Below are 21,569 nucleotides of genomic sequence, written 5' to 3' on the forward strand. Positions count from 1 at the left end.
TGCTGTCCCCGGACGAGCGGGCGCCGGGGATCACGGACTTCGCGCTCCGCATGAACTGGAGCGAGACGACGCGTCTTGTTATGGTGGGGCCATGGCTTTCTTCTTCGTCTGAGTCCGGGCACGGCCCCTGATGCCGTTTCTGCTGCCCGTTGACCCTTCGTATGCCTAGGGAAAGTCCTATGCGCGACCGCGCTCCTTCCGCCCTGCGCACCAACGCCCCCGCCGTGGCTCAGATGTCAGTCAAGTCCGTCACGAAGTCGTACGGCACCCGGGCCGTCCTCGACCAGGTCTCCTTCACCGTCCGGCCCGGCGAGAAGGCCGCCGTCATCGGTGAGAACGGCTCCGGCAAGTCCACCCTGCTGCGGCTGCTCGCCGCGGCCGAGACACCGGACGCCGGGGAGGTCACCGTCCGTTTTCCCGGCGGAACCGGCCACCTCGCCCAGACCCTCGACCTCGACGCGGACTGCACCGTGCAGGACGCCGTCGACCTTGCTCTGACCGAACTGCGCGCCATGGAGCGAAGGCTCCGTGCCGCGGAGGAGTCCCTCGCCGACGCGGGGGGCGAGGAACTCGACGCGTACGGCGAACTGTTGACCGCCTACGAGGCACGCGGCGGATACGAGGCGGACGCCCGCGTGGATGCAGCCATGCACGGGCTGGGGCTGGTCCGGATCACCCGAGAACGCCTGCTCGGCTCACTGTCCGGCGGCGAGCAGTCGCGCCTGGCGCTGGCCTGCGTCCTCGCCGCCGCCCCCGAACTGCTGCTCCTGGACGAGCCGACGAACCACCTCGACGCGGCGGCCGTGCGATGGCTGGAGGAACACCTGCGCGCACATGGCGGCACCGTCGTCGCGGTCACCCACGACCGCGGCTTCCTGGAACGCATCGCCACCACGATCCTCGAGGTCGACCGGGACGAGTGCACCGTGCGCCGGTACGGCGACGGCTGGGCCGGCTACCGCGCCGCGAAGGCCGCCGCCCGCCGCGGAGCGGAGCAGCGGTACGCGGACTGGGTCGAGGAAGTGGCCCGCGCGGAGGAGCTGTTGGAGGCCGTGGGCAGGAGGCTGGCCACCACCGGGCGCGACCCGAAGCAGGGCTTCGGCAAGCACCGCCGCTCCAGCGAGGCGAAGCTCGGCGGGCAGGTGCGCTCGGTGCGGGAGCGCCTGGATCGGCTGCGGCGCGACCCGGTGGCGAAGCCGCCGGTACCGCTCAGGTTCACGACGGCCCTGCCGTCGGCAGCCGGCGACCCGGTCCAGGGCGCACTCGCCGAACTCGACGACGTACGGGTCGGCGAACGGCTGTGCCTGGACGGGCTCCTGGCGATCGAGGCCGGAGGGCGCCTCCTGGTCACGGGCGAGAACGGAGCGGGCAAGACGACGCTGCTTCGCGTCCTGGCGGGCGACCTGCAGCCGGACGCGGGCACGGCGCGCCGCCCCCCTCGCATCGGCTACCTCGCTCAGGAACTGCCCGCGCGCGCCACGCGGTCGACACTGCTCGCCGCGTTCGCCACCGGCCGGCCCGGGCCGGCGGACGAGTACGCCGAACAGCTCCTGTCCTTGGGCCTCTTCCGTGAACAGGACCTGCACGTCCCGGTCGCCGCACTGTCCGTGGGACAGCAGCGGCGGCTGCAGATCGCGAACCTGGTGACCCGGCCCGCGGACCTCCTCGTCCTCGACGAGCCGACCAACCACATCGCACTCGACCTGGTCGAGGACCTTCAGGCGGCGCTCGCGGCGTACCCGGGGGCGGTGGTCGCGGTCTCGCACGATCGCGACTTCCGTGCGCGCTTCGAAGCCGAGCGACTGGAACTGCACGCGGGCCGCAGGCGCTGACCGTGTCCGGCCCGGTCGGGGCAGGGCTGTGCCCAGGCCGGTGGGCGACGACGGCTAGGGGAGCAGGTCGGCGACGAGCGCGGCGAACTCCTCGGGGCCGAGGATGCGGATGCCGAGCTCTTCGGCCTTGGTGCGCTTGGAGCCGGCCTTCTCGCCCGCGACCAGGAGGGTGGTCCGCTTGGACACCGACGACGAGGCCTTTCCGCCGGCCCGCTCGATCAGCTCGTTCATCGCGTTCCGGGACAGCGCCGCGAGGGCGCCGGTCATGGAGCCGGTCACCACGACGGCCTGTCCCGCCAGCGGGCCTCCCGCCGAGTCCTCGGCCGCCTCGTCTCCGTCGGCCGTGGGCCTCTGCGGCTCGGTGACCTGGGTGCCGACCCGCTGGGCCTGGAGCTTGTCGAGGAGCGGGGCGAGTTCGACGAGTTCGGCCGCGATGACGCGGGCCTTCTCGGCACCGATGCCGTCGACCCCGGCCAGTGTGTCCGCGTCGGCGGCCCGGACCGCGGCCATCGACCCGAAGTGCGCGGCGATCCGCCGGGACATCGTGCGCCCGGTGCCCCGGACGCCGAGGGCGCAGAACACGCGGCTCAACGCGGCCCCGCGGGCGGTCTCGATCGCGGCCAGGAGGTTGGTGGCGCTGGTCTCGCCCATCCGCTCCAGACCGAGGAGCTGCTCGCGGGTCAGGGTGAACAGGTCGGCGATGTCCTTGACCAGACCTGCTTCCACCAGCTGGATCGCGCGCGTGCCGCCGAGACCTTCGATGTCGAGCTGGTCCCGGCCGGCCGCGTAGATCACCGAGGCCACGGCCTGACAGCTGCGGCCGCGCACGCACCGCCACCGCTGTTCGGAGGTGTCGATCGCGTCGTCACAGCGGGGGCACGTCTCGGGGAAGACGATCGGGCTCTCCGCGCCGGTGCGCTGGTCGGTCAGCGGCGCCTCGACCCGGGGGATCACGTCGCCGGCCCGGTACACGAACACCTGGTCGCCGATCATGAGCCCGCGACGGGTGATGTCGGACGGATTGTGAAGCGTGGCGTACGTGACCGTCACCCCGTCGATGACCACGGGCTCCAGAACAGCGCGCGGGGCGATGATCCCGGTCCGGCCGACGTTCCACTCCACCGCCAGCAGGCGCGTCACCTTGTGCTCGGCCGCCAGTTTCCGGGCCACCGCCCACCTCGGGGCGCGCGAGCCGTTGCCTGCCTGCCGCTGGTCCTCGACGTCGTCGGCCTTGACGACGACACCGTCGATCCCGAACGGCAGGTCTGCGCGCAGTCCGGCGATCACCTCGATGCGCTCCTGCACCTGCTCCACGGTCTCGCATCGCATCGGGGCGGCGGCCGTACTGGCGGCCGTGTTCGCGCCGAGCACGGCCAGGTCCTCCAGCAGAGCGGCGTGGCCGAGGTCGTCCAGGCCGATCGCGCCGTAGGCGAAGAAGGTCAACTCGATCCGGTAGGGGCGGTCCTTGGCACGCAGCGTGCCGGCCGCTCCGCTGCGCGGGTGCGCGAAGGGCGTGGCCTCGTGGGCGAGCCGGATCCGGTTGGCCTCCTCGAACTGCGCGGTCGTCAGCAGCACCTCGCCGCGCAGTTCGATGTCGATCGGCCTGGTGAGTACCGGGGGCAGACCGAGGACGGCGTCGGCAGCGTGGGTGATGTCCTCGCCGGCCAGGCCGTCGCCGCGGGTGAGGATCTGAACGAGCCGACCACCCCGGTACCGGGCGGCCACCGCGAGGCCGTCGAGCTTCGGCTCCACACACCACCCGGCCACAGGGCGTCCCAGACGCCGCTCCAGCCCGGCGGCCCACTCGGCGAGTTCGTCGGCGTCGAAGACGTTGTCGAGGGAGAGCATCGGCACCGAGTGCGGCACGTCACCCTGCACGGCGCCACCGGCCACCTTCCCGGTCGGCGACTCGGCGAGCACCTCGTCCGGGTGGGCCTCCTCGTAGGCCGCGATCGCGCGCAGCAGCCCGTCGTATTCGTCGTCACCGAGCGGCGTGGTCCCGTCGCCGTAGTACGCGGCCGACGCCGCCACGGCGGTGGTCACCGCCTCCACGTACGCAGCAGGGGAGAGCAGAGCACTGTTTTCGGTCATGAACGTCATCATGCTGCCCACCACTGACAACGCCCCCGCCCGCCCCCAGGAGATGTGCGGTGCAGGTCGACCGGAATCTGCCCGACGGGGTCAGGACGGTGCTGCCGGGGATCGGCGATCCACGGCCGGCGCCGGGGCACGTGATCCGTCCGCTGCATCGTCGGCCTCCCAACGCAGCAGGTCGCCCGGCTGGCATCGGAGCACCTCGCACAGTGCGGCGAGTGTCGCGAAGCGCACCGCCTTGGCGCGGCCGTTCTTGAGTACCGCCAGGTTGGCGGGTGTGATCCCTACGCGGTCCGCGAGCTCGCCCACGGACATCTTCCGCCTGGCCAGCATCACGTCGATGTCGACGACGATGGGCATCAGATCACCTCGTCCAACTCGGCCTTCATCTGCGCCGCTTCGACATCGCGCGCGACGGCCTGGGCGAGCAGCGTCCGCAGCACGTACACGATGAGCGCGACCCCCAGGATGGCCACGCCGACCCCGCCCATGATGACGGTGACGCCCGGGTCGTCCCGCTGGCCCGGCGCATTGAGGGCCGTGACCGCGAACCACAACAGGGCGGCCGCCACGATCGAGCCGATCACGCCGTCCACGTACCGGAAGGCGGCATGGGAGAACACGGTTCCGCGTCGCACCATCGTCACCAGCCGCCACACGCAGACCAGGGCGACCTGGACCGACACCATGCCCAGGATCGTGATCACGCGCAGCGGGGTCAGCGGCAGCGACCCGTCCTCCGGGTCGTTCCCGCTGACCAGCACCCACGCCATCCCTGCCTGTACGAACACGGTGCCGGCGAGCACCACCACGAGCACGGCACGAAGCGCGCGCACTGCCAGCTTTCCCATGATTCACCCTTCCATCGAGTTGCGATGGGAATCTATCGAATCTCGATAGGCGGGGCAAGCGGTGGCACGGAGGGCGGGTGGCGGTTCCGCGAGGTTCCCGCCCCACCCCGCCGGGGAGCCGTGTCACCCCACCCGGCATGCACGTGTCGCGCGGGAGACGTCCTCGTGGACGCGACGCAGAGCGTGCTCGAAATACATCCTGTATCCGGCGCCGTAGTAGTCCTTCGTCTCGGGGATCTTCGAGTAGCGGAACGCCGACTCGCCCTGGAACATGCCGCAGGGGAAGAGGTCGCCGTCGGGTGAGATCCCGAGAAAGAAGCGATGGCAGCTTCGGGTGCAGAAGCAACTGTGGGCCACGGCATCGCCGAGAATCCGGGCGATGTGCTGGCCGAAGGGCTCGACGGCGATAGTGCGGTCGAGGTCGTCGAACCAGACATCGAACATGCGCACAAGGAAATGCCCGTACTCCTCGGCACTGATCCCCAGGTCGGCCCCCAGACCAGGCTCCGACCCGTCTGATGCCCGGTTACTGCAAGCGGCCGTGTCCGTCGGAGTGGCGACAGGGGTCCCGAAGGACGCCGAACTGCCCGGCGCCGAGCCGCACGGAGCACGGCTCGTGGCGGAGGTGGACGCGGGCCTGCCGGCGTGGGGGCGGCATAGACTCCCGGCCATGGCCGAATCCCCCGCACCGGACGTCGACAGCTACCTCGCCGGGATCACCGGCGAGCGTGCTGCCCCGCTGGCCAGGCTGCGCGAGCTGTGCCGGGCCCAGCTGGTCGGCTTCGACGAGACCATCGCGTACGGCATGCCCGTCTACACCCGAGACGGCACGGCGGAGATCGCCTTCGCCAGCCAGAAGCGGTACATCTCGTTCTACCTGATGCGCTCGGACGTCGCCGAGGCGTTCGCCGACCGGCTGGCCGGCCAGGACATGGGCAAGGGCTGCATCCGCTTCCGTAAGCCCGACAAGATCGACTACGACCTCGTCCGCGACCTCCTCGCCGCCGTCGCGGGCCCTCGGGGGAAGGTCTGCTGAGGCAGCGAGACGCTTGGTCAGGCCCGCGGGGGGCGTGGCTCCAGCCGGAACTCGAAGGCAAGGGTGCCGGGGTCGAGTGCGGTTGCGCCGCCGTCGACGGTGAGCACCGCACCGTTCACGAACGAGGCGGCGGGTGACAGCAGCCAGGCGATCGCCTCCGCGACCTCTTGCGGCTCACCGGGCCGCCCGGCGGGCAGGACCCGGGTCACCTCTTCGTACGCCGCCTCCAGACCGTTCCCGTCCAGGCCCGCCTCGTCGGCGAACCGGCTCATTCGGCGGTCCGCCATGTCGGTGCGCACCCAGCTGGGGCACACGGTGTTGGCGCGCAATCCCGCGCCCCCGTAGTCGACCGCGAGCGAGCGGCACAGCTGGAGCAGTGCCGCTTTGGAGGTGGCGTAGGCGGCGTTCCCGACGCCGTTGCGCAGGGCGGACACCGAGGCCACCGCGACCACCGCGCCGCGGGCGTCGAGCAGATGGGGGAGCGCGGCGCGCAGCAGCAGGAACGGACCCGTGAGGTTGGTCCGCATGACCTCGTCCCAGTCCTCCAGGGTCACGTCCCCCACCCCACCGCCCCGCCCGATGCCGGCGTTGAGTACCAGACCGTCGAGCCGCCCGTACGTGCCCACCACCGTCTCGACGAGTGAGGTCACCGCGGTGGGGTCTCCGATGTCCGACGGTACGGGCAGGGCGCCGGTCTCCTCGGCGACCAGCCGCAGCGGCTCGGGGCGACGCCCGGACACCGCCACCTTGTGTCCCGCCCGGGCCAAAGAACGCGCGGTCGCCGCCCCGATCCCCGTTCCGCCCCCGGTCACCAGGTACACGCGCTCGTCCGGCATGTCCGCCGCCTCTCCGTGTCTCGTCCGCCGTCGCCGTCCCGATGATCTTAGGCGGGCGACGCTCCGGGGCCGGGTCGGCCGGCGAACCCCACGGCAGGCCGCCTCGGTCGGGGCTGGTCGCTCACCACCGCTCCGACTCCGGTAGGGCCCTGGACGGCGCCTCCGAGGTGGAAGGCGACGTCCAGGGCCCGGGTTTCACGCCCCCGCCCCCGCGGTCTTCCGCTCGATCGGGATCCACAGCTGGGAGTCCGTGGCCGCGCCGATCTCCACCGGCTGGGTCCGCAGGAGTTCCGGGCCGGGCCGGCTCACGTACGGGTTCGAGGGGAACCACTGGGTGAACACGTCTCGCCACAGTTCCTGGAGGGCGGTGGGGTAGGGGCCGTGGTTGTCGAACACGGCCCAGGTCCCGGCAGGGACCTCCAGGGTGTCGAGCTCCTCCGCGGCCGCGTCCGGGCCGGCCGTCACGCCGATCCAGTAGTCGACCTCGGCGCCTTCCTCCCGGCTGTCGGTCAGGTGCACCACCGCGGACAGGACTCCCTCAGGCTCCCCGTCGGCGAGTTCCTTCATCCGGATGATCGCCTGCTGCTCCAGGCTCTCCACGTGTGCCGCGGCGGCCGCATTGACTCCTTCGTGCACGAGCGGGACCCGTGCCTTCCGGCCGACGACCCGGAACGCTTCCTTCTCGACGATCCGGTACCGCATGGTCGTACTCCCTTCGACGACGACTCGGAAGGACATGCGCGGCTGCGCCGTCAGCGTCGCGCCTGTGCGTCGGGCCTCGTTCGGTCCGATGCCGTGCACCGACCGGAACGCGCGCGCGAACGCTTCGCCCGAGCCATAGCCGTAGCGCACGGCCACGTCGAGCAGCGTCCGCTCCCCGTCCAGTACCTCGGCGCCGGCGAGTGTCATGCGCCGGCGTCGTACGTACACGGACAGCGGCATCCCGGCGAGCGCGGAGAACAGGCGCCGGAAGTGGTACTGCGACGTCGTCGCGATCCTGGCGACCTCGGCGATGTCGAGCTCCCGGCCGGCCTCCGCCTCGAGGCAGTGCTCGATGTGGTCGAGCGCCTGGTTGAGCTGCTCCAGCACGGGCGCGTGTCCTTCCCTCTGTTGCCTTCAACGTAGGAGTGACCACCCTTCCAGGACCCGACGATCCGTGCCCGAAACGATCGGGTGACGGACCACGTCGCCACGAGCCCGGAGCGAACTCCGGGAGTGCCCGTCCGGACCAGCCCGCCGTGCCGCTCCGTGTTCGCGACCGTACGCTCGGCACATGCGACGCCGTCGGATGAACATGTCCCGCGAGGCCCAGGACGTCCTGCTCAAGGCATTCCAGCAGCTACGGGCAGAGCTGAAGGCCACCGCGGATTTTCCCGTACACGTGATCGAAGCCGCGGAGGCCGCCAAGGGGTCGGTCCAGCTGCCCGACAAGGACGCCACCCACCTGCCCTTGTTCACGATCGACCCACCGGCCTCGAGGGACCTCGACCAGGCCATGTACCTGGAGCGGCGGTCAGGCGGCGGGTACCGGGTGCACTACGCCATCGCCGACGTGGCGGCCTTCGTCAGACCCGGGAGCCCGCTGGACGACGAGGCCCACGACCGGATCGAGACGCTGTACTTCCCCGACCTCAAGGTGCCCCTGCACCCGCCGTCGATCTCCGAGGGGCCGGCCAGCCTGCTCCCGGACCAGGTCGTCCCCGCCCTGCTGTGGCAGCACGACCTCGACGCCGACGGCAACGTGACCGACTCGACCGTGAGCCGGGCCAGGGTACGCAGCCGGGCCAAACTCGACTACCTGGGCGTCCAACAGGACATCGAGGCCGGAACGGCCGAGGAGTCCGTCGCCCTGCTGCGCGAGATCGGCAAGCTGCGGGAGGCCGTCGAGGCCGCGCGCGGCGGGGTCTCGGTGCACCTGCCCGACCAGGAGGTCACCCTGAAGGACGGATCGTTCCGGCTGAGCTACGCCGCGGCCTTGCCCGTGGAGGGCTGGAACGAGCAGATCTCCCTCATGACCGGGATGGCCGCGGCGCGGATCATGCTGGACAGCGGTACCGGGATCCTGCGGACCCAGAAGGAGCAGGACGACAAGGGCGAGATCCGGCGCGTGCACGACATCGCGAAGTGCCTGGGCATCACGTGGGAGCCGGGCGTCACGTACGCCGCGCTGGTCAACTCCCTCGACCCGGCCGACCGGAAGCACATGGCCTTCCTCAGCGAGGCCACCGCCATGTTGCTCAAGGCGGAGTACACCACCTTCCGTGACCACCAGCTCCCGCAGCACACGGGCCATGCGTCGATCGCGGCCCCGTACACCTACTGCACGGCCCCGCTACGGCGCCTGATCGACCGTTACACCGGTGAGCTCTGCGTGGCCGCGTGCGCCGGCGAGCCCCCGCCGCCCTGGGTGCTCGACGCCCTTCACTGCCTCCCGTGCGACATGGCGCGGGGGAAGGGGAAGCTGGCGGACCGGCGCTCGGTGGACCTGGTGGAGGCCGCAGTGCTCAAGGACCGGGTGGGCCAGATCTTCGGCGGCACGGTCATCGACACCGACGCGGAGGACGGCGAGCCGAAGAGGGGCACGGTGTATCTGGCGGAGCCCGCCGTGATGGGCAGGATCACGTCCGGCGCCAAGCTCGGCCTGGGCGTGAACGTCCAGGCCAAGCTCACCCGGGCCGATCCCCTCTTCTCCAGCAGGCACAAGATCCTCTTCAACACGGTGGCGTAGCGGCCCGTCGCAGCGAGTTCCCGGACGGCGTGGCGACGATCACGGGCCCGGCGTGTCATGTGTTCTCTCGTTCAAGCGGTCGCGGTCAGTGCCCGTCGGGTCTCGATCAGCCAGCGGTTGTACTCGATGTGGGCTTTCCGCAGCTCGGCGCCGGGCCAGTCGGCCGGGAGCAACTCCTCGGGGAGCGCGGGATCCTCGAGCAGGTGGCGCACCGACGTGGCGCACGCGGTGAACCGCAGCGCGGGGTCGGTGGTGTCGGTCGCCGCCAGCAGGGCGCGGGCTCGGTCGGCCCAGGCGGGGAGGTCCCACAGGTGGGCTGCGAGTTCCGCGGGGTCGCGCGCGGGCCTCGTGGTGAGTCGTTCGCACACGCTGTCGAGGTGGCCGGGCCAGGTCAGCTCCAGGTTCGCCGGACGCAGCCAGACGCCTTCGCGCAGCTCGGCGAGGCGCAGCTCGGCGAGTTCCGCGCGCAGGCCCGCCCGGTCGGCGGCGGAACGGCCGGACGCGGTGACCACCACCATGTCCCACTCACCGGACCAGTCCCGAGTGCGCACGTGGATCGCTTCCTCCTGGCGCTGCTGGCGGTGCTGCAGGCGTTCCGAGAGCCGGTATCCGCCGTCGTCGGTGCGCGTCATGTCACCGGCGGTGACCATGCGGGACAGGGCGACGCGGATGGTGGGTTCGCTGAAGCCGATGAGCCGGCCGCCCGCGATGAGCTCGCGCGCGGACAGGGCCGGCTCCTCGGCGCTGAGGAGCAGGCTGAGCAGCGCCGATCGCGTGGAGAGGGGCCGAAGGACATTCGTGGCGTTGGCATTCTCTGACATCACCCATGACCTTACAGGATTTGCACGGTCGCCGAGAAGATGTAATGTCCGGGGCCATGTCCACGATCCTGAACCCCGCCCGGCAGGCAGACCGCCTGTATCACGACCTGCTGTCCCCCGAGGAGACCATCGACGTCCGAGCCCGGGTCCGGAAGACCGCAACCGACGTCGTGGCACCTGCCGCGCGCCGAATCGCCCAGGGTGACGAGCGCGTCGACGGCTTTCCGCGCGACGTCTTCGACGCCCTCGCCTCAGCCGGGCTCTACCGCCTGCCCTTCCGGTCCGAGGTGGGCGGCGACGGACTCGCGCACGCCGTCACCGCCACGGCCGTCGCGATCGAGGAACTGGCCTACTACTCGAGCAGCATCGCGGCGGTCTTCGACGTGCACTGCATCCTCGCGGGCAGCGCCCTGAGCCACGGGACCGAGGCTCAGCAGCAGATCTGGCTGAGGGGAGTGGCCGAGGGCTCGATGGTCGGCGCCTTCGCCACCACCGAGCCGGACGCTTCCTCGGACCTGAGCCCGCAGGCGGTGCGGACCGTCGCCGTGCGCAAGGGCGACGGCTGGGTTCTCAACGGCCGCAAGCGCTGGATCTCGAACTCTCCCGTGGCGAGGTTCATCGTCACGCTGGCCCGCACCGGCGACCGGCTTTCGCTGTTCATCGTCGACACCACCCTCCCCGGTGTCCGGGTCGGCGCGCCCGATCTGAAGATGGGCAACCGAGGCCAGCTGACGGCCGACGTCTGGTACGACAACGTCGAGCTGGGCGACGACGCCCTGCTCGGCGGGCGGGAAGGCCACGGTCTTCGCCACGCGCTGGCGACCCTCACCCTGGGCCGCATCGGCATCGCGGCCGCCGGGGTCGGCATGGCCCAGGCGGCGTTCGACCACACCGTCGCCCACCTGACCAGCCGGCACGCGTTCGGCAAGCCGGTCGCCGCCAACCAGCACTGGCAGTTCCTGCTGGCCGACCGGGCAACCGAGATCGAGAACGCCCGCACCCTCTACCTCAAGGCAGCACTGCGCCGCGACGCCGGTGAACTGTTCCCCGATCCGGAAGCGGCGATGGCCAAGCACTATGCGACCCGGCTCTCGGTCGACATGGCCCGCGATGCTGTCCAGGCGTTCGGCGGTCTCGGCTTCGCCCGCGAACTCAGCGCCGACGGCACACCGGGACCGGTCGAGGCGATCTACCGGGACAGCAAGATCGGCGAGATCTACGAGGGCACCAACGAGATCCAGAAGTGGATCATCGCCCGCACCATCTTCGGCAAGGAGGTCACCGGATGAGCCTCGAAGGCCGCACCATGATCATGTCCGGCGGCAGCCGCGGCATCGGACTCGCCATCGCGATCGCCGCGGCCCGCCGCGGCGCCAATGTCGTACTCCTCGCCAAGACCGACAAGCCGCACCCCCGGCTCCCCGGCACCATCCACACGGCCGCCGCCGAGATCGAGGCGGCAGGCGGCAGCGCCCTGCCCGTGGTCGGCGACGTCCGCGACGAATCGTCGGTCGAGAACGCGGTCGCCCGAGCGGTCGAGCGGTTCGGCGGAATCGACATCGTGGTCAACAACGCCTCCGCGCTGGCGCTGGACGCCACCGAAGACCTGCCCATGAAGCGATTCGACCTGATGACGCAGATCCAGCTGCGCGGCACCCACCTGCTCTCCAGCAAGGCGCTCCCGCACCTGCGCCAGGCGTCCAACCCGCACATCCTCTCCCTGTCTCCGCCTCTCAACCTGTCGCCGCACTGGCTCGGCGCGCACCCGGCGTACACGATGGCGAAGTACGGGATGACCCTGTTGACGCTGGGATGGGCCGCGGAGTACGCCGAGCAGGGCGTGGCGGCCAACTGCCTGTGGCCCGAGACCTACATCGCCACCGCTGCCGTGCAGAACATCCTCGGCGGGGACGCGGCGATCGAGAAGTCGCGCACCCCCGAGATCGTCGCCGACGCCGCAGTGGAGATCCTGAGCCGACCCGCACGCGAGTGCACCGGGAACACCTTCCTCGACGTGGACGTGCTCCGCGACGCCGGAACCACGGATCTGTCACAGTACGGCGGGACCGGCGACCTCCAGTACGACATCTTCGTCGACCGTCCGTCATGACCCTCCTGAGAGAACGTCGCGACGACGGCATCGAGATCCTCCGGATCGATCGCCCCGACAAGCGCAATGCCCTCGACGACGCCACGCTTCGTCTCATCAACGCCGCGCTGGCCGATCTGTCCCGGGACGCCGGCCTCCGGGCACTCGTCCTGTCGACGACGTCGACCACGGCCTTCTGCGCCGGCGCGGATGTGACAGAGGCGCTGGACGAGTCAGGCGGAGTCGCCCGGATGGAGGCGTTCGCGGAGCTCTACCGGCTCGTCGAACACGTTCCCGTGCCGACGATCGCCGTCTGCGTGGGCAACTGCGTGGGTGCCGGTGCCGAGATCGTCGCCGGCTGCGACCTGCGCGTAGCCGGGGACAACCTGAAGCTGGCATGGGCGGGAGCCCGGCTGGGCGTGCCGGTCGGACCGGCACGGTTGACCCAGTTGGTCGGACTCTCGCGCGCCAAGGACCTGATCTACACAGGCCGTTCGGTCGGAGCGGAAGAAGCCGTGTCGCTCGGCCTGGTCCAGCGCACCGCGCCCGCAGACCAGGCGGAGGCAGCAGCGCTCGACCTGGCAGGACTCGTCGCACGACAGTCGGCTCAGGGCATCCGAACGCTGAAGCAGATGTTCCGCGACCTCGAGAGCACGGCGAACCGGATCAGCTACGAGAACGAGCGGCTGCTCGACTTCCAGCGCAACGGTACGGGGCTGCCCCAGGGTTGAGGTACTGACCCGTGGTCGCCGGGCCGGCGTCCCAAGCCGCCGGCCGGCCGAGAGGCTCGACACGGCCGCGCGCGATCGCGGCGGGGACACTGACGCGGTTGGGTCCGGGGCTGCCGTGACCGCAGCGGTCCCGCTGCGGTCACGCTTCTCCAGGGTCATGGCCGCGCGGCGCGGCGGACACCGCACGCGGTGTCCGCCGGGAGCCCTGCGAGACGCCCCAGCCCGCGGGCGGCTACCGCCGAGTCGAATCCGGTCGAACGAGCCGACGGGTCCGATCAGCCGTGGCGCTGCGCAAGGCGGCCGTTCACCCGTCGTTGTCGACGCCGTGGGACGCCACGAGCCTGGCGCTGCCCTCGGCGAGCTGGTAGCCGAGTCCCACGACGGCTACCTCGCCTGTCGCCACCTGCTCCGACAGCACGCGAGAGCGGTTCATGAGCAGGTCCGCGGTGTGCCGGATGTGTTCGTCGATGATGTCGCTGTCGCCCGTCAGGCCGGCGGCCCGGGCGGCCAGGATGCTCGGCGTGACACGCTCGACCACATCCCGTACGAATCCGGGCGCCGGCAGCCCGTCCTCCACGGCGGCGCGTGCGGCCGCGACGGCGCCGCACGAGTCGTGTCCCAGGACGACGACCAGTCGGCATCCGAGCACGCTCGTGGCGTACTCGACGCTGCCCAGCACCTCCGCGCCGAGCACGTGACCCGCGGTCCGTACGACGAACAGGTCCCCGAGCCCCTGGTCGAAGATGATCTCGGCAGCGAGCCGTGAGTCGGAGCACCCGAGGATGACGGCGAAGGGCTCCTGCCCAGGCGCGAGCTGAGCGCGGCGGGCGGCGTCCTGGTTGGGGTGGTCCTGCGTTCCCGCCACGAAACGCCGGTTGCCGGCGAGCAGCGAGGCGAGTGCGACCGAGGGAGAGGTACGAGGCATGCCGCCCACTCTACGAGCCGTCCTCCACCCGCCGTCGACCGGTGGCGGGCACGGTCGAGTTTCCTGTCCGCGGGCCCGGGAACCGGGTCAGGGGCCACAGGTCGTTCCGGCCGACCCGCTCGTATGCCCGGGTCGCGGACACATCGCGGTCGACGCATTCACGGCGACTGCGCTGGGATCCTGTGGCGGCCCGGCGCCGGCGATCAGGCGACCGACCCCGATCGACAGCGTGTCTCCCGCCGTCCGAGCCGATGTGCAGGACCGGCTCGGACGGGACTCTCAGCGGCTCACCGAGCGGGGACACTCACGACGTGCCACGGCCGGTGACGAAGTCGCGGGCCCGGTCGACCAGGCCGACCCCGGGCGCGATGAGCTTGTTCGCCGGAGGAGTGCTCGGCGCGGAAGGGTGCGGCCTGGTGGGTGCCATGGCCTTGGCCCTGCGAATCTTGTCCCCGAGGCCGTCGAGCTCATCGGCGGAGCAGGCCCGGCGCAGCATCGGGAAGAGGTTGTTCTCCTCGTCCATGACGTGGGAGGAGACCTCGTCCATGAGCTGTCGCAGCAGCGGCATCATCTGCGGGTCGTCGACGTCCTTCATCTCCAGCTGCTTGAGGAGCCTCTCGATGCTGCTGTGGTCCTCGATCTCTCTGTCGGCGAGCTGGTCCCCGCCCTCGATACGCTCACGCACGACCGGGTACAGGTACTGCTCCTCCGCGACCGAGTGCCGGACCAGCTCGATGGTCACGTCGTCGACGAGATCACGCAGCTCCTGGCCGGGGGTGACCATCGCCCGGATCCTGCCGAACATCTCCTCGACCTCTCTGTGGTCGGCCATCAGTTCCTCGAAGACATCTCCACCGTGTCCCATCGCGCATCCACCTCTCGTCCTGTCGGGGCCGGGGGAGTCCCGCCCAGCAGGCAGGGCTACCCCGTGGGGCGGCTCGTCTGAGCGCGATGCGCCCATCCCACCCGATCGGAGGCAACGGTGTGATGGGCCGCCCGGGCGGTATCGCGTGCGTCCTGGGCGCAGGGGCCGAGCGTCTCGGGTAGGGCATACCTGTAACGCTTGCTTCGTCCCTACCTTGTCGACCCTTGTCGACCCTTGTCGCCCGGAGGATGAATGTCCGTCATCACGCTGCTGCGCACTGGGCAGCCGGACCTGCCGGTGATCCCGGGCATCGGCAGCCGATGACGTCGGCGCACGCCGTCTCGCACGGTGCCGGTGTCGGAGTCCTGGCCGTTCTGCTCGGGACGCTGTTGTCGGGATGTGGAGCAACGGCTGGGCGCGTGGACGCCGCCCGGGACACCGGCCGTGCCTTCGAGCAGGCACTCACCGTCCCGGATTACGACGCCGCCTGCGGACTCCTCGCTCCCGCGACCCGGGAGCAGCTGGAGCAGGACGAGGAGCGGGCATGCCCGGAGGCCCTGGCGGCCGTCCGACTGCCGGTGGCCCGAACACTCCACGCGACCGAGGTCTACGGTCGCCAGGCCATGATGCGGGCCGACGACGAGACTCTCTTCCTGTCACAGTTCTCCAGGGGATGGCGAGTGGTAGCAGCCGGCTGCAGGCCGCGTGAGGGCAAGCCGTACCAGTGCGTCGTGAAGGGCGGTTGAGCCGTGCGTGGTCTCTTTGTCGCGTGCCTGGTCGTCCTGCTCGGCGGGCTCGGCTACTTCATCGCGATCGGGGCGATGCATCGGTGAGCGGAAAGGGGCAGGAGGAGCCCGAGCAGCGCGGCAGCTTCTGGAGGGACAACAGCCTTACCCTGGCCTTCGGTACGGCGTTCCTTTTGGTTCTCCTGGGGCAGTCGCTGGCCGGCCATGCCGAGTTCAACGACCAGCTCACCGACGAGGGCCTTCAGCCGATCGGCTGGGGTGATTACCTGATGTCCTCCGACTTCGCCGTCGACGTCACCGAGAACTGGCAGTCGGAGTTTCTGCAGTTCTTCCTGTTCGTCTTCGGCACTGTCTGGCTGGTGCAGCGCGGGTCACCGGAGTCCAAGGAACTCCACAAGGTCGGCACCGAGTCGGACCGTGAGCAGCGGACGGGCGATCACGCGCGCGAGGATTCACCGCGATGGGCCGCCGCGAAGGACTGGCGCCAGCGTGTGTACTCCCGCTCGCTGGGCCTCGTCATGGGAGGTGTCTTCCTGCTGTCGTGGACCGCCCAGTCGATCACGGGCGTGGCTGCGTACGACGAGCAGCAGTTGCGGCAGCTTCAGCAGCCCATCGGATGGGGCGAGTACCTGGCCTCACCGGACTTCTGGAACAGGAGTCTCCAGAACTGGCAGTCGGAACTCCTGGCCGTGGCAGCCATGGTCATCCTGTCCGTCTACTTGCGGCAGCGCGGTTCTCCGGAGTCGAAACCGGTCGGCTCCGCGCATACGGCGACGGGCGTGGAAGGCTGAGGCGGAAGCCGATCGGCGGTCGCCGAGGCTGTCCTTTCGGCGCCGGTTCAGCCGCCGCCGAGCGAACGCTTGAGCTCGGCCTTGTTCATGGACGATCGCCCATGGATGTTGCGGCGCTGAGCCTCGGCGTACAGCTGGTCGTACGTCCGACCTTCCGCACCCTTGCCGGACCGCTCGCCGCCGCGCTGCGACGAGGACTTGTCCTGTGTGGAGCTCTTGCTCGCCGTGCTGGACTCGCCCGAACGGGCGCGCTCCTTGTTCACCGTGCGAGCTGCGATCTCCTTGGCGCGCTCGGTGCTCTCCCCGCGCTTCTTCGCGCTTTCCTTGATGTGTTCGTACTGCCGTTCCCGCTTCGGGCTCGATCCGCGAGGCATGACAGCTCCTTGGCTCGTTCCTTGTCGTGGCACGGCCCCCACGCAACCACCCCGTGGACGATGCACGGGAGGGGCAGTCGGGAGCGTGCGTGGCCCGGACGCGCTTACTCCATCCGGGCCACTTCCCCTCGTGACGCCGCCGTCACGTGTGACGACGCATCTTCCCCTTGGCCTCTTCCACCGTCCCCTTCACGGTCTTCTCTGTCTCACCGGCAGCCTGTTTCGCCTTGCCCTCCGCCTGGTCCGCCACTCCCTTCAGACGCAGGTCGTCCTTGCCCGTGGCCTGTCCGGTCTTCTCCTTCGCCTTGCCCATCGTTTCCTGGGCCTTGCCACGGATCTTCTTCCCCTCAGCCACGCGAATCAGCTCCTCGGACGAAATGTTCTGCAAAGCCCCAATTGAGGGGCTGTACGCAGCGGCTACCCGTCCTCGGCCGTGGCATTCGCCCCCTTGCGGGGTGGCCACCCATGGGCCGACAAGAACTGTCAATTGCTCTTCCGCGGTTCGTCCTCGTCGACGATCTCGGCGTCCACGACGTCGTCGTCGGCCTTGGGGGCCTCGGCACCGCCCGCGGCACCGGCGGCACCGGCCTGCGCGTCGGCGTACAGGGCCTGGCCGAGCTTCTGGGAGACGGCCGCGACCTTCTCGGTGGCGGTCCGGATCTCCGCGGTGTTCTCGCCCTTGAGCTTCTCCTTGAGCTCGGCCACTGCCGTCTCGACCTCGGTCTTGACGTCGCCCGGGACCTTGTCCTCGTTGTCCTTGAGGAACTTCTCGGTCTGGTAGACGAGCTGCTCGCCCTGGTTGCGGGACTCGGCGGCCTCGCGGCGGGCGTGGTCCTCCTCCGCGTACTTCTCGGCCTCCTCGCGCATCCGGTTGACCTCGTCCTTCGGCAGCGAGGAGCCGCCGGTGACGGTCATCTTCTGCTCCTTGCCCGTGCCCAGGTCCTTGGCGGTCACGTGCATGATGCCGTTGGCGTCGATGTCGAAGGCGACCTCGATCTGCGGGACGCCGCGCGGGGCCGGCGGGAGGCCGGTCAGCTCGAACATGCCGAGCTTCTTGTTGTACGCCGCGATCTCGCGCTCGCCCTGGTAGACCTGGATCTGCACGGACGGCTGGTTGTCCTCGGCCGTCGTGAAGATCTCGGACCGCTTGGTCGGGATCGTGGTGTTGCGCTCGATGAGCTTGGTCATGATGCCGCCCTTGGTCTCGATACCGAGGGACAGCGGGGTGACGTCGAGGAGCAGGACGTCCTTGACCTCGCCCTTGAGGACACCGGCCTGCAGGGCGGCGCCGATGGCGACGACCTCGTCCGGGTTCACGCCCCTGTGCGGATCCTTGCCGGTGAGGGACCGGACCAGCGCGGTCACCGCGGGCATGCGCGTCGAGCCGCCGACCAGGATGACGTGATCGACCTCGGCCACGTCGACCCCCGCGTCGTTCAACGCCTGGTGGAACGGAGCCTCGCAGCGCTCCAGCAGGTCTTCCGTCATGTTCTCGAACTGCGCCCGGGTGAGCTGTTCCTCCAGATGCAGCGGGCCTTCGGCCGAGGCCGTGATGTACGGCAGGTTGATCGTGGTCTCTGTGGCCGAGGACAGCTCGATCTTCGCCTTCTCCGCAGCCTCGCGCAGGCGCTGCGCAGCCATCCTGTCGCGGGACAGATCGACGCCGTACCCGTTCTTGAAGCGCGTGACGAGGTGGTCCACCAAGCGCTGGTCCCAGTCGTCACCACCGAGGTGGGTGTCGCCGTTGGTGGCCTTCACCTCGACGACGCCGTCGCCGATCTCCAGCAGGGACACGTCGAAGGTGCCGCCACCGAGGTCGAAGACGAGGACGGTGTGGTCGTTCTCCTTGTCGAGCCCGTAGGCGAGCGCGGCCGCGGTCGGCTCGTTCACGATCCGCAGTACCTTCAGGCCGGCGATCTCACCGGCCTCCTTCGTGGCGGTGCGCTGTGCGTCGTCGAAGTACGCCGGAGTGGTGACCACCGCGTCCGTGACATCCTCGCCGAGGTACGCCTCGGCGTCCCGCTTCAGCTTCTGCAGCACCCGCGCCGAGATCTCCTGCGCGGTGAAGCGCCGACCGCCGACATCGCCGGTCGAGGGAAAACGCCAGTCCTGCTCGCCCATGTGCCGTTTCACCGACCGCACGGTGCGGTCCACGTTCGTCACCGCCTGCCGCTTGGCCAGCTCGCCGACGAGCACGTCCCCGCCCCTCGCGAAGGCGACCACGGACGGTGTGGTCCGCGCACCCTCCGCGTTCGCGACGACCGTCGGCTCTCCGCCCTCCAGGACGGACACCACCGAATTCGTCGTGCCCAGATCGATCCCGACTGACCGGGCCATGGCGGCCTCCCGCATCGATTGACCTGCCAAGCGCCTTCCCCGCTCGCGCTCGGGCATGCGCCTTTGGCGCACCGGCTCAGGCGGTGCCTGAAGCCGCCTGATGGCGGGAGTCAGGGGCGTTCGCCGCCGGGGTCGAGAGCTTCAGGCGGCTGCGGCCCCGGGCCGCAGGCCGCGACGGTCAGCACGGCGAGCGCGTCCACGACGTCGGTGACTCGTCGGCGCCGACGGTAGTCGGCGCGCTGGAGGCCCGCCCCGGCACCACGGGCGCGGATGTGCTGCCACTGGCCCAGGACGCGATCCGTGTCCCCTGTCCGGTCGAGTGCGGGGAGGGTGCGGTCGATGAGGCGTTCGACCAACTCGGTGGCGGGTCTCTCCCGACCGGTGTACGGGTCGATGCCGAAACCGGACGGTCCGTGCCGCGCAGCCAGTTCATGGGCCAGCACGAGCCTCCGGAAGGGCACCTTCGGTGCCGGCCGCTGCCCGAGCACATCGGGCAGCAGAGTGGCGGCAAGGGCGCGGAGGAGGGCCGCGTACATGACGACGGTGTCCACGTCGGCGTTGGCGTCGGCGACCCGGATCTCGAGGGTGGGCACGTGTTCGGAGGGGCGGGCGTGCCAGTAGACCGTGCGCCGGTCGACCAGGGCGCCGTTGCGCACCAACGCGTCGACATGGGCGTGGTAGCGGCTTTCGTCGAGGTCGGGGGCGGGGCCGACGGTGGGCCAGCTCGCATATGCGGCGGAACGCCAGCTGTCGAAGCCCGTGTCGCGGCACCGTGCGAACGGCGAGTTGGCGGTGACGGCCTGCAGCACGGGAAGCCACGGTGCGATCCGCCTCGAGAGGGCGAGGGCGAGTGCGCGGTCCAGCGTCCCGATGTGGACGTGGCAGCCGCTCAGCAGGTCCTCGATCGCGGGGAGGTGAGGGGCGAAGTGGTGGGCGATGCGCCGGTACCGCCGGGCGTCGGTGACGGTCGCCGGCCGTGCCGGTGGTACGGGGGGCACGCCGGTGGCGACCGGCATGCAGCACTCCGCACGCGCGGCCCGGGCGATCGCGCCGCGTAGCCGGACGAGTTCGTCGCGCAGGTCCTGGCAGGAGGCCGTGGGCTGCGACACGGTCTCGACCTGCGCATTGAAGAACTCGCTCTGCACCTGGCCGCCGACCACGTGGGCCGCCGACTCGACCACTTCCGGGCCCCGGTCGACAGGAGCTCTGCTCCCCGGCCCCACGAGGACGAACTCCTCTTCGACCCCCACCGTCAGGATGCCGGCGGGTCTCGCCGTCGGGTGTGGTCCGGCGAGGGGCTTGAGCTGATGACCGGGGCCGAATCCTGACGTACGGGCCGTGGCGCCCTCATTCACTCTCGGCAACCTGCTCTCCGGAGTCGGGACGGTCCCTCGACGGGTGTGGGCGGCTCTGTTCCTCGCGTCCGACACCGGGACGCTGCCGTTTCGCCGCGTGACCCCCGGCGTCCTGGGACGCGTCCTCGTGCTGGGACCCGCCCTCGTACGAACCGTTCGCGGTATCGGCATCCGCCGTTCCGTGTGGTTCCTCGTCGCGTCGCTCGTCCCTGGCCCGGGACGCCGGCGTCCGCCGGGGCCGGCTCTTCCGCTCCTGCTCACGCATGTCGGACTCCTTCGTCGCTCGCGTGGCCGGCCTGCAGCCCCTGGACCTGGTGGTGCCGCAAGGGCATCGCCCTGGCCTCGTCCCGGCCCGCGTACTCCACGGGGCGCAGTACGAAGCCGACGTGATCGCCGCCGGGGAGGATCCTTTCGACCCGGCCGGTGAACCGGTTCCGCACGTCGGACAGGACCGGGCAGCCCGCGCTGCCGGAGTGCCAGGCGATCCGGGCGAACTTGTCCACGGTGTCGCCGGTCTCCCCACCGAAGAGGTCGGCGAGAGCGCGCTGGTCCTCGCCGAGGAGGTGCACGGTCAGGTGGTCGGCCTTTCGGGCGATGTCGTACGTCCGGTTCGCGGTGGACAACCAGACGACGAATCGCGGCGGATCGATGGAGCACTGCGAGGCGAATTCGACGAGACAGCCCCCGCGGCTCCCGTGGGATGCCGCGGTGACCACGTACATCGCGCCGTCGACGGCGTCGGCGAAGTCGAAGAGGTCCGACATGGGTCATCCTCCGGCGGGCCGCACCGCCGGCCCGGATGCGAGGGCCAGGGCCACGACGCCCGTCCCCGTGCACAGATCGAGCGCCCTGTCCCCCGGCCCCGGTTCCTCCCGGGCCAGGCAGTCCGTCTGGAGTACCGAAGCGGCCGCCTGGGGAGCGTAGACACCGGGCGGTCGGATCAGTCTCATGGCACTCATGGGACGCGGGTACCCGCCTGCCACCTGGGCACACGCCGAAGAACTCACGGGGCCGCAGCGTGTGACGCACGTGGGCGTGTTCGGCGCGCTGAGGAGGCAGAAGTCCCGAACGTCGCTGCGGACTGGTTTGATGCCATCCGGAACCGGGCTCATGCGTGAGCCGTCTCGGCGCAGCGCATTCTTCGGAGACGGCGGGGTA

General features: G+C 70.5%; 21 protein-coding genes and 1 pseudogene. 8 read left to right on the forward strand and 14 right to left on the reverse strand.

The genetic code is table 11. The features are described 5' to 3' along the window. Nucleotides 1–179 precede the first annotated feature (179 nt). Complete coding sequence (gene abc-f, locus ABZO31_RS31410; protein ID WP_406864721.1) at nt 180–1,832, forward strand: ribosomal protection-like ABC-F family protein; 1,653 nt, start codon at nt 180–182, stop codon at nt 1,830–1,832. A 54-nt stretch (nt 1,833–1,886) separates the two neighbouring features. Here the strand turns inward: abc-f and ligA are convergent, their stop codons facing one another. The 4 genes and pseudogenes from ligA to ABZO31_RS31430 form a co-directional block, all read right to left on the reverse strand. Beyond that, the gene (ligA, locus tag ABZO31_RS31415; RefSeq protein ID WP_406865538.1) at nt 1,887–3,932 is read right to left on the reverse strand and encodes an NAD-dependent DNA ligase LigA; all 2,046 of its coding nucleotides are present in this window, start codon (nt 3,930–3,932) and stop codon (nt 1,887–1,889) included. A 135-nt stretch (nt 3,933–4,067) separates the two neighbouring features. Further along, a pseudogene (locus ABZO31_RS31420) lies at nt 4,068–4,286 on the reverse strand (helix-turn-helix domain-containing protein); the annotation flags it as partial. Continuing rightward, entirely contained in the window at nt 4,286–4,777 is a 492-nt protein-coding gene (locus ABZO31_RS31425) for a DUF2975 domain-containing protein (protein WP_406864722.1), read from the reverse strand. The pseudogene ABZO31_RS31420 and the gene ABZO31_RS31425, both read right to left, overlap by 1 nt. 123 nt (nt 4,778–4,900) lie before the next feature. Next, complete coding sequence (locus ABZO31_RS31430) at nt 4,901–5,221, reverse strand: hypothetical protein (RefSeq protein WP_406864723.1); 321 nt, start codon at nt 5,219–5,221, stop codon at nt 4,901–4,903. A 226-nt stretch (nt 5,222–5,447) separates the two neighbouring features. Here ABZO31_RS31430 and ABZO31_RS31435 point away from each other — a divergent pair, with 226 nt between their 5' ends. After that, nucleotides 5,448–5,813: an iron chaperone gene (locus tag ABZO31_RS31435; protein ID WP_406864724.1), complete on the forward strand. Its 366-nt coding sequence runs from the start codon at nt 5,448–5,450 to the stop codon at nt 5,811–5,813. A 17-nt stretch (nt 5,814–5,830) separates the two neighbouring features. Here the strand turns inward: ABZO31_RS31435 and ABZO31_RS31440 are convergent, their stop codons facing one another. After that, entirely contained in the window at nt 5,831–6,649 is an 819-nt protein-coding gene (locus ABZO31_RS31440; protein WP_406864725.1) for an SDR family NAD(P)-dependent oxidoreductase, read from the reverse strand. A 195-nt stretch (nt 6,650–6,844) separates the two neighbouring features. Then, nucleotides 6,845–7,738: an AraC family transcriptional regulator gene (locus tag ABZO31_RS31445; RefSeq protein WP_406864726.1), complete on the reverse strand. Its 894-nt coding sequence runs from the start codon at nt 7,736–7,738 to the stop codon at nt 6,845–6,847. Between the two features lie 184 nt (nt 7,739–7,922). Here ABZO31_RS31445 and ABZO31_RS31450 point away from each other — a divergent pair, with 184 nt between their 5' ends. Further along, on the forward strand, nt 7,923–9,377 hold the full coding sequence (locus tag ABZO31_RS31450) for an RNB domain-containing ribonuclease (protein ID WP_406864727.1): 1,455 nt from the start codon (nt 7,923–7,925) through the stop codon (nt 9,375–9,377). 71 nt (nt 9,378–9,448) lie between these two features. Here the strand turns inward: ABZO31_RS31450 and ABZO31_RS31455 are convergent, their stop codons facing one another. After that, complete coding sequence (locus tag ABZO31_RS31455; RefSeq protein WP_406864728.1) at nt 9,449–10,198, reverse strand: PaaX family transcriptional regulator C-terminal domain-containing protein; 750 nt, start codon at nt 10,196–10,198, stop codon at nt 9,449–9,451. 56 nt (nt 10,199–10,254) lie between these two features. On the opposite strand from ABZO31_RS31455, the gene ABZO31_RS31460 reads away from it, so the two are divergent. From ABZO31_RS31460 to ABZO31_RS31470, 3 genes are read left to right on the forward strand one after another with little or no spacing between them, the layout of a single operon-like run. Continuing rightward, the gene (locus ABZO31_RS31460; RefSeq protein ID WP_406864729.1) at nt 10,255–11,487 is read left to right on the forward strand and encodes an acyl-CoA dehydrogenase family protein; all 1,233 of its coding nucleotides are present in this window, start codon (nt 10,255–10,257) and stop codon (nt 11,485–11,487) included. Further along, nucleotides 11,484–12,308, forward strand: coding sequence for an SDR family oxidoreductase (locus tag ABZO31_RS31465; protein WP_406864730.1), 825 nt, complete (start codon nt 11,484–11,486; stop codon nt 12,306–12,308). The genes ABZO31_RS31460 and ABZO31_RS31465 overlap by 4 nt, the downstream gene beginning before the upstream one ends. Further along, a complete protein-coding gene (locus ABZO31_RS31470) occupies nt 12,305–13,018 on the forward strand; it encodes an enoyl-CoA hydratase/isomerase family protein (RefSeq protein WP_406864731.1) in 714 nt (237 codons plus the stop codon). The genes ABZO31_RS31465 and ABZO31_RS31470 overlap by 4 nt, the downstream gene beginning before the upstream one ends. A gap of 304 nt (nt 13,019–13,322) precedes the next feature. Here ABZO31_RS31470 and ABZO31_RS31475 read toward each other — a convergent pair whose 3' ends face one another. Together ABZO31_RS31475 and ABZO31_RS31480 are read right to left on the reverse strand one after the other, a co-directional pair. After that, a complete protein-coding gene (locus tag ABZO31_RS31475; RefSeq protein ID WP_406864732.1) occupies nt 13,323–13,943 on the reverse strand; it encodes a carbonic anhydrase in 621 nt (206 codons plus the stop codon). 304 nt (nt 13,944–14,247) lie between these two features. After that, the gene (locus ABZO31_RS31480; RefSeq protein ID WP_406864733.1) at nt 14,248–14,808 is read right to left on the reverse strand and encodes a hemerythrin domain-containing protein; all 561 of its coding nucleotides are present in this window, start codon (nt 14,806–14,808) and stop codon (nt 14,248–14,250) included. Between the two features lie 419 nt (nt 14,809–15,227). On the opposite strand from ABZO31_RS31480, the gene ABZO31_RS31485 reads away from it, so the two are divergent. Next, nucleotides 15,228–15,554 carry a hypothetical protein gene (locus tag ABZO31_RS31485; RefSeq protein WP_406864734.1) on the forward strand — a complete coding sequence of 109 codons (327 nt, stop codon included), beginning with the start codon at nt 15,228–15,230 and terminating at the stop codon, nt 15,552–15,554. A gap of 83 nt (nt 15,555–15,637) precedes the next feature. After that, a complete protein-coding gene (locus ABZO31_RS31490; RefSeq protein WP_406864735.1) occupies nt 15,638–16,345 on the forward strand; it encodes a DUF6766 family protein in 708 nt (235 codons plus the stop codon). 47 nt (nt 16,346–16,392) lie between these two features. On the opposite strand, the gene ABZO31_RS31495 is transcribed toward ABZO31_RS31490, so the two are convergent. From ABZO31_RS31495 to ABZO31_RS31515, 5 genes are all read right to left on the reverse strand, one after another. Further along, nucleotides 16,393–16,719, reverse strand: coding sequence for a plasmid stabilization protein (locus ABZO31_RS31495; protein ID WP_406864736.1), 327 nt, complete (start codon nt 16,717–16,719; stop codon nt 16,393–16,395). Nucleotides 16,720–16,861: 142 nt separating this feature from the next. Beyond that, nucleotides 16,862–17,074: a CsbD family protein gene (locus ABZO31_RS31500; RefSeq protein WP_406864737.1), complete on the reverse strand. Its 213-nt coding sequence runs from the start codon at nt 17,072–17,074 to the stop codon at nt 16,862–16,864. A 128-nt stretch (nt 17,075–17,202) separates the two neighbouring features. Next, entirely contained in the window at nt 17,203–19,056 is a 1,854-nt protein-coding gene (dnaK, locus tag ABZO31_RS31505; RefSeq protein WP_406864738.1) for a molecular chaperone DnaK, read from the reverse strand. A 110-nt stretch (nt 19,057–19,166) separates the two neighbouring features. Further along, complete coding sequence (locus ABZO31_RS31510) at nt 19,167–20,306, reverse strand: carboxylate-amine ligase (RefSeq protein ID WP_406864739.1); 1,140 nt, start codon at nt 20,304–20,306, stop codon at nt 19,167–19,169. 362 nt (nt 20,307–20,668) lie between these two features. Further along, nucleotides 20,669–21,175 carry a flavin reductase family protein gene (locus ABZO31_RS31515; protein WP_406864740.1) on the reverse strand — a complete coding sequence of 169 codons (507 nt, stop codon included), beginning with the start codon at nt 21,173–21,175 and terminating at the stop codon, nt 20,669–20,671. Nucleotides 21,176–21,569: the final 394 nt, after the last annotated feature.

The organism is Streptomyces solicamelliae (assembly GCF_045348655.1).
GTDB classification, from domain to species: Bacteria; Actinomycetota; Actinomycetes; order Streptomycetales; family Streptomycetaceae; genus Streptomyces; species Streptomyces solicamelliae.

What these genes read in the sequence shown, in the direction of transcription:
- ABZO31_RS31475 (WP_406864732.1), bottom strand. Translation starts at nt 13,943, where the DNA reads ATGCCTCGTACCTCTCCCTCGGTCGCACTCGCCTCGCTGCTCGCCGGC.
- ABZO31_RS31455 (WP_406864728.1), bottom strand. Translation starts at nt 10,198, where the DNA reads ATGTCAGAGAATGCCAACGCCACGAATGTCCTTCGGCCCCTCTCCACG.
- ligA (WP_406865538.1), bottom strand. Translation starts at nt 3,932, where the DNA reads ATGACGTTCATGACCGAAAACAGTGCTCTGCTCTCCCCTGCTGCGTAC.
- abc-f (WP_406864721.1), top strand. Translation starts at nt 180, where the DNA reads ATGCGCGACCGCGCTCCTTCCGCCCTGCGCACCAACGCCCCCGCCGTG.
- dnaK (WP_406864738.1), bottom strand. Translation starts at nt 19,056, where the DNA reads ATGGCCCGGTCAGTCGGGATCGATCTGGGCACGACGAATTCGGTGGTG.
- ABZO31_RS31495 (WP_406864736.1), bottom strand. Translation starts at nt 16,719, where the DNA reads ATGCCTCGCGGATCGAGCCCGAAGCGGGAACGGCAGTACGAACACATC.
- ABZO31_RS31435 (WP_406864724.1), top strand. Translation starts at nt 5,448, where the DNA reads ATGGCCGAATCCCCCGCACCGGACGTCGACAGCTACCTCGCCGGGATC.
- ABZO31_RS31450 (WP_406864727.1), top strand. Translation starts at nt 7,923, where the DNA reads ATGCGACGCCGTCGGATGAACATGTCCCGCGAGGCCCAGGACGTCCTG.
- ABZO31_RS31470 (WP_406864731.1), top strand. Translation starts at nt 12,305, where the DNA reads ATGACCCTCCTGAGAGAACGTCGCGACGACGGCATCGAGATCCTCCGG.
- ABZO31_RS31425 (WP_406864722.1), bottom strand. Translation starts at nt 4,777, where the DNA reads ATGGGAAAGCTGGCAGTGCGCGCGCTTCGTGCCGTGCTCGTGGTGGTG.
- ABZO31_RS31515 (WP_406864740.1), bottom strand. Translation starts at nt 21,175, where the DNA reads ATGTCGGACCTCTTCGACTTCGCCGACGCCGTCGACGGCGCGATGTAC.
- ABZO31_RS31440 (WP_406864725.1), bottom strand. Translation starts at nt 6,649, where the DNA reads ATGCCGGACGAGCGCGTGTACCTGGTGACCGGGGGCGGAACGGGGATC.
- ABZO31_RS31460 (WP_406864729.1), top strand. Translation starts at nt 10,255, where the DNA reads ATGTCCACGATCCTGAACCCCGCCCGGCAGGCAGACCGCCTGTATCAC.
- ABZO31_RS31430 (WP_406864723.1), bottom strand. Translation starts at nt 5,221, where the DNA reads ATGTTCGATGTCTGGTTCGACGACCTCGACCGCACTATCGCCGTCGAG.
- ABZO31_RS31465 (WP_406864730.1), top strand. Translation starts at nt 11,484, where the DNA reads ATGAGCCTCGAAGGCCGCACCATGATCATGTCCGGCGGCAGCCGCGGC.
- ABZO31_RS31480 (WP_406864733.1), bottom strand. Translation starts at nt 14,808, where the DNA reads ATGGGACACGGTGGAGATGTCTTCGAGGAACTGATGGCCGACCACAGA.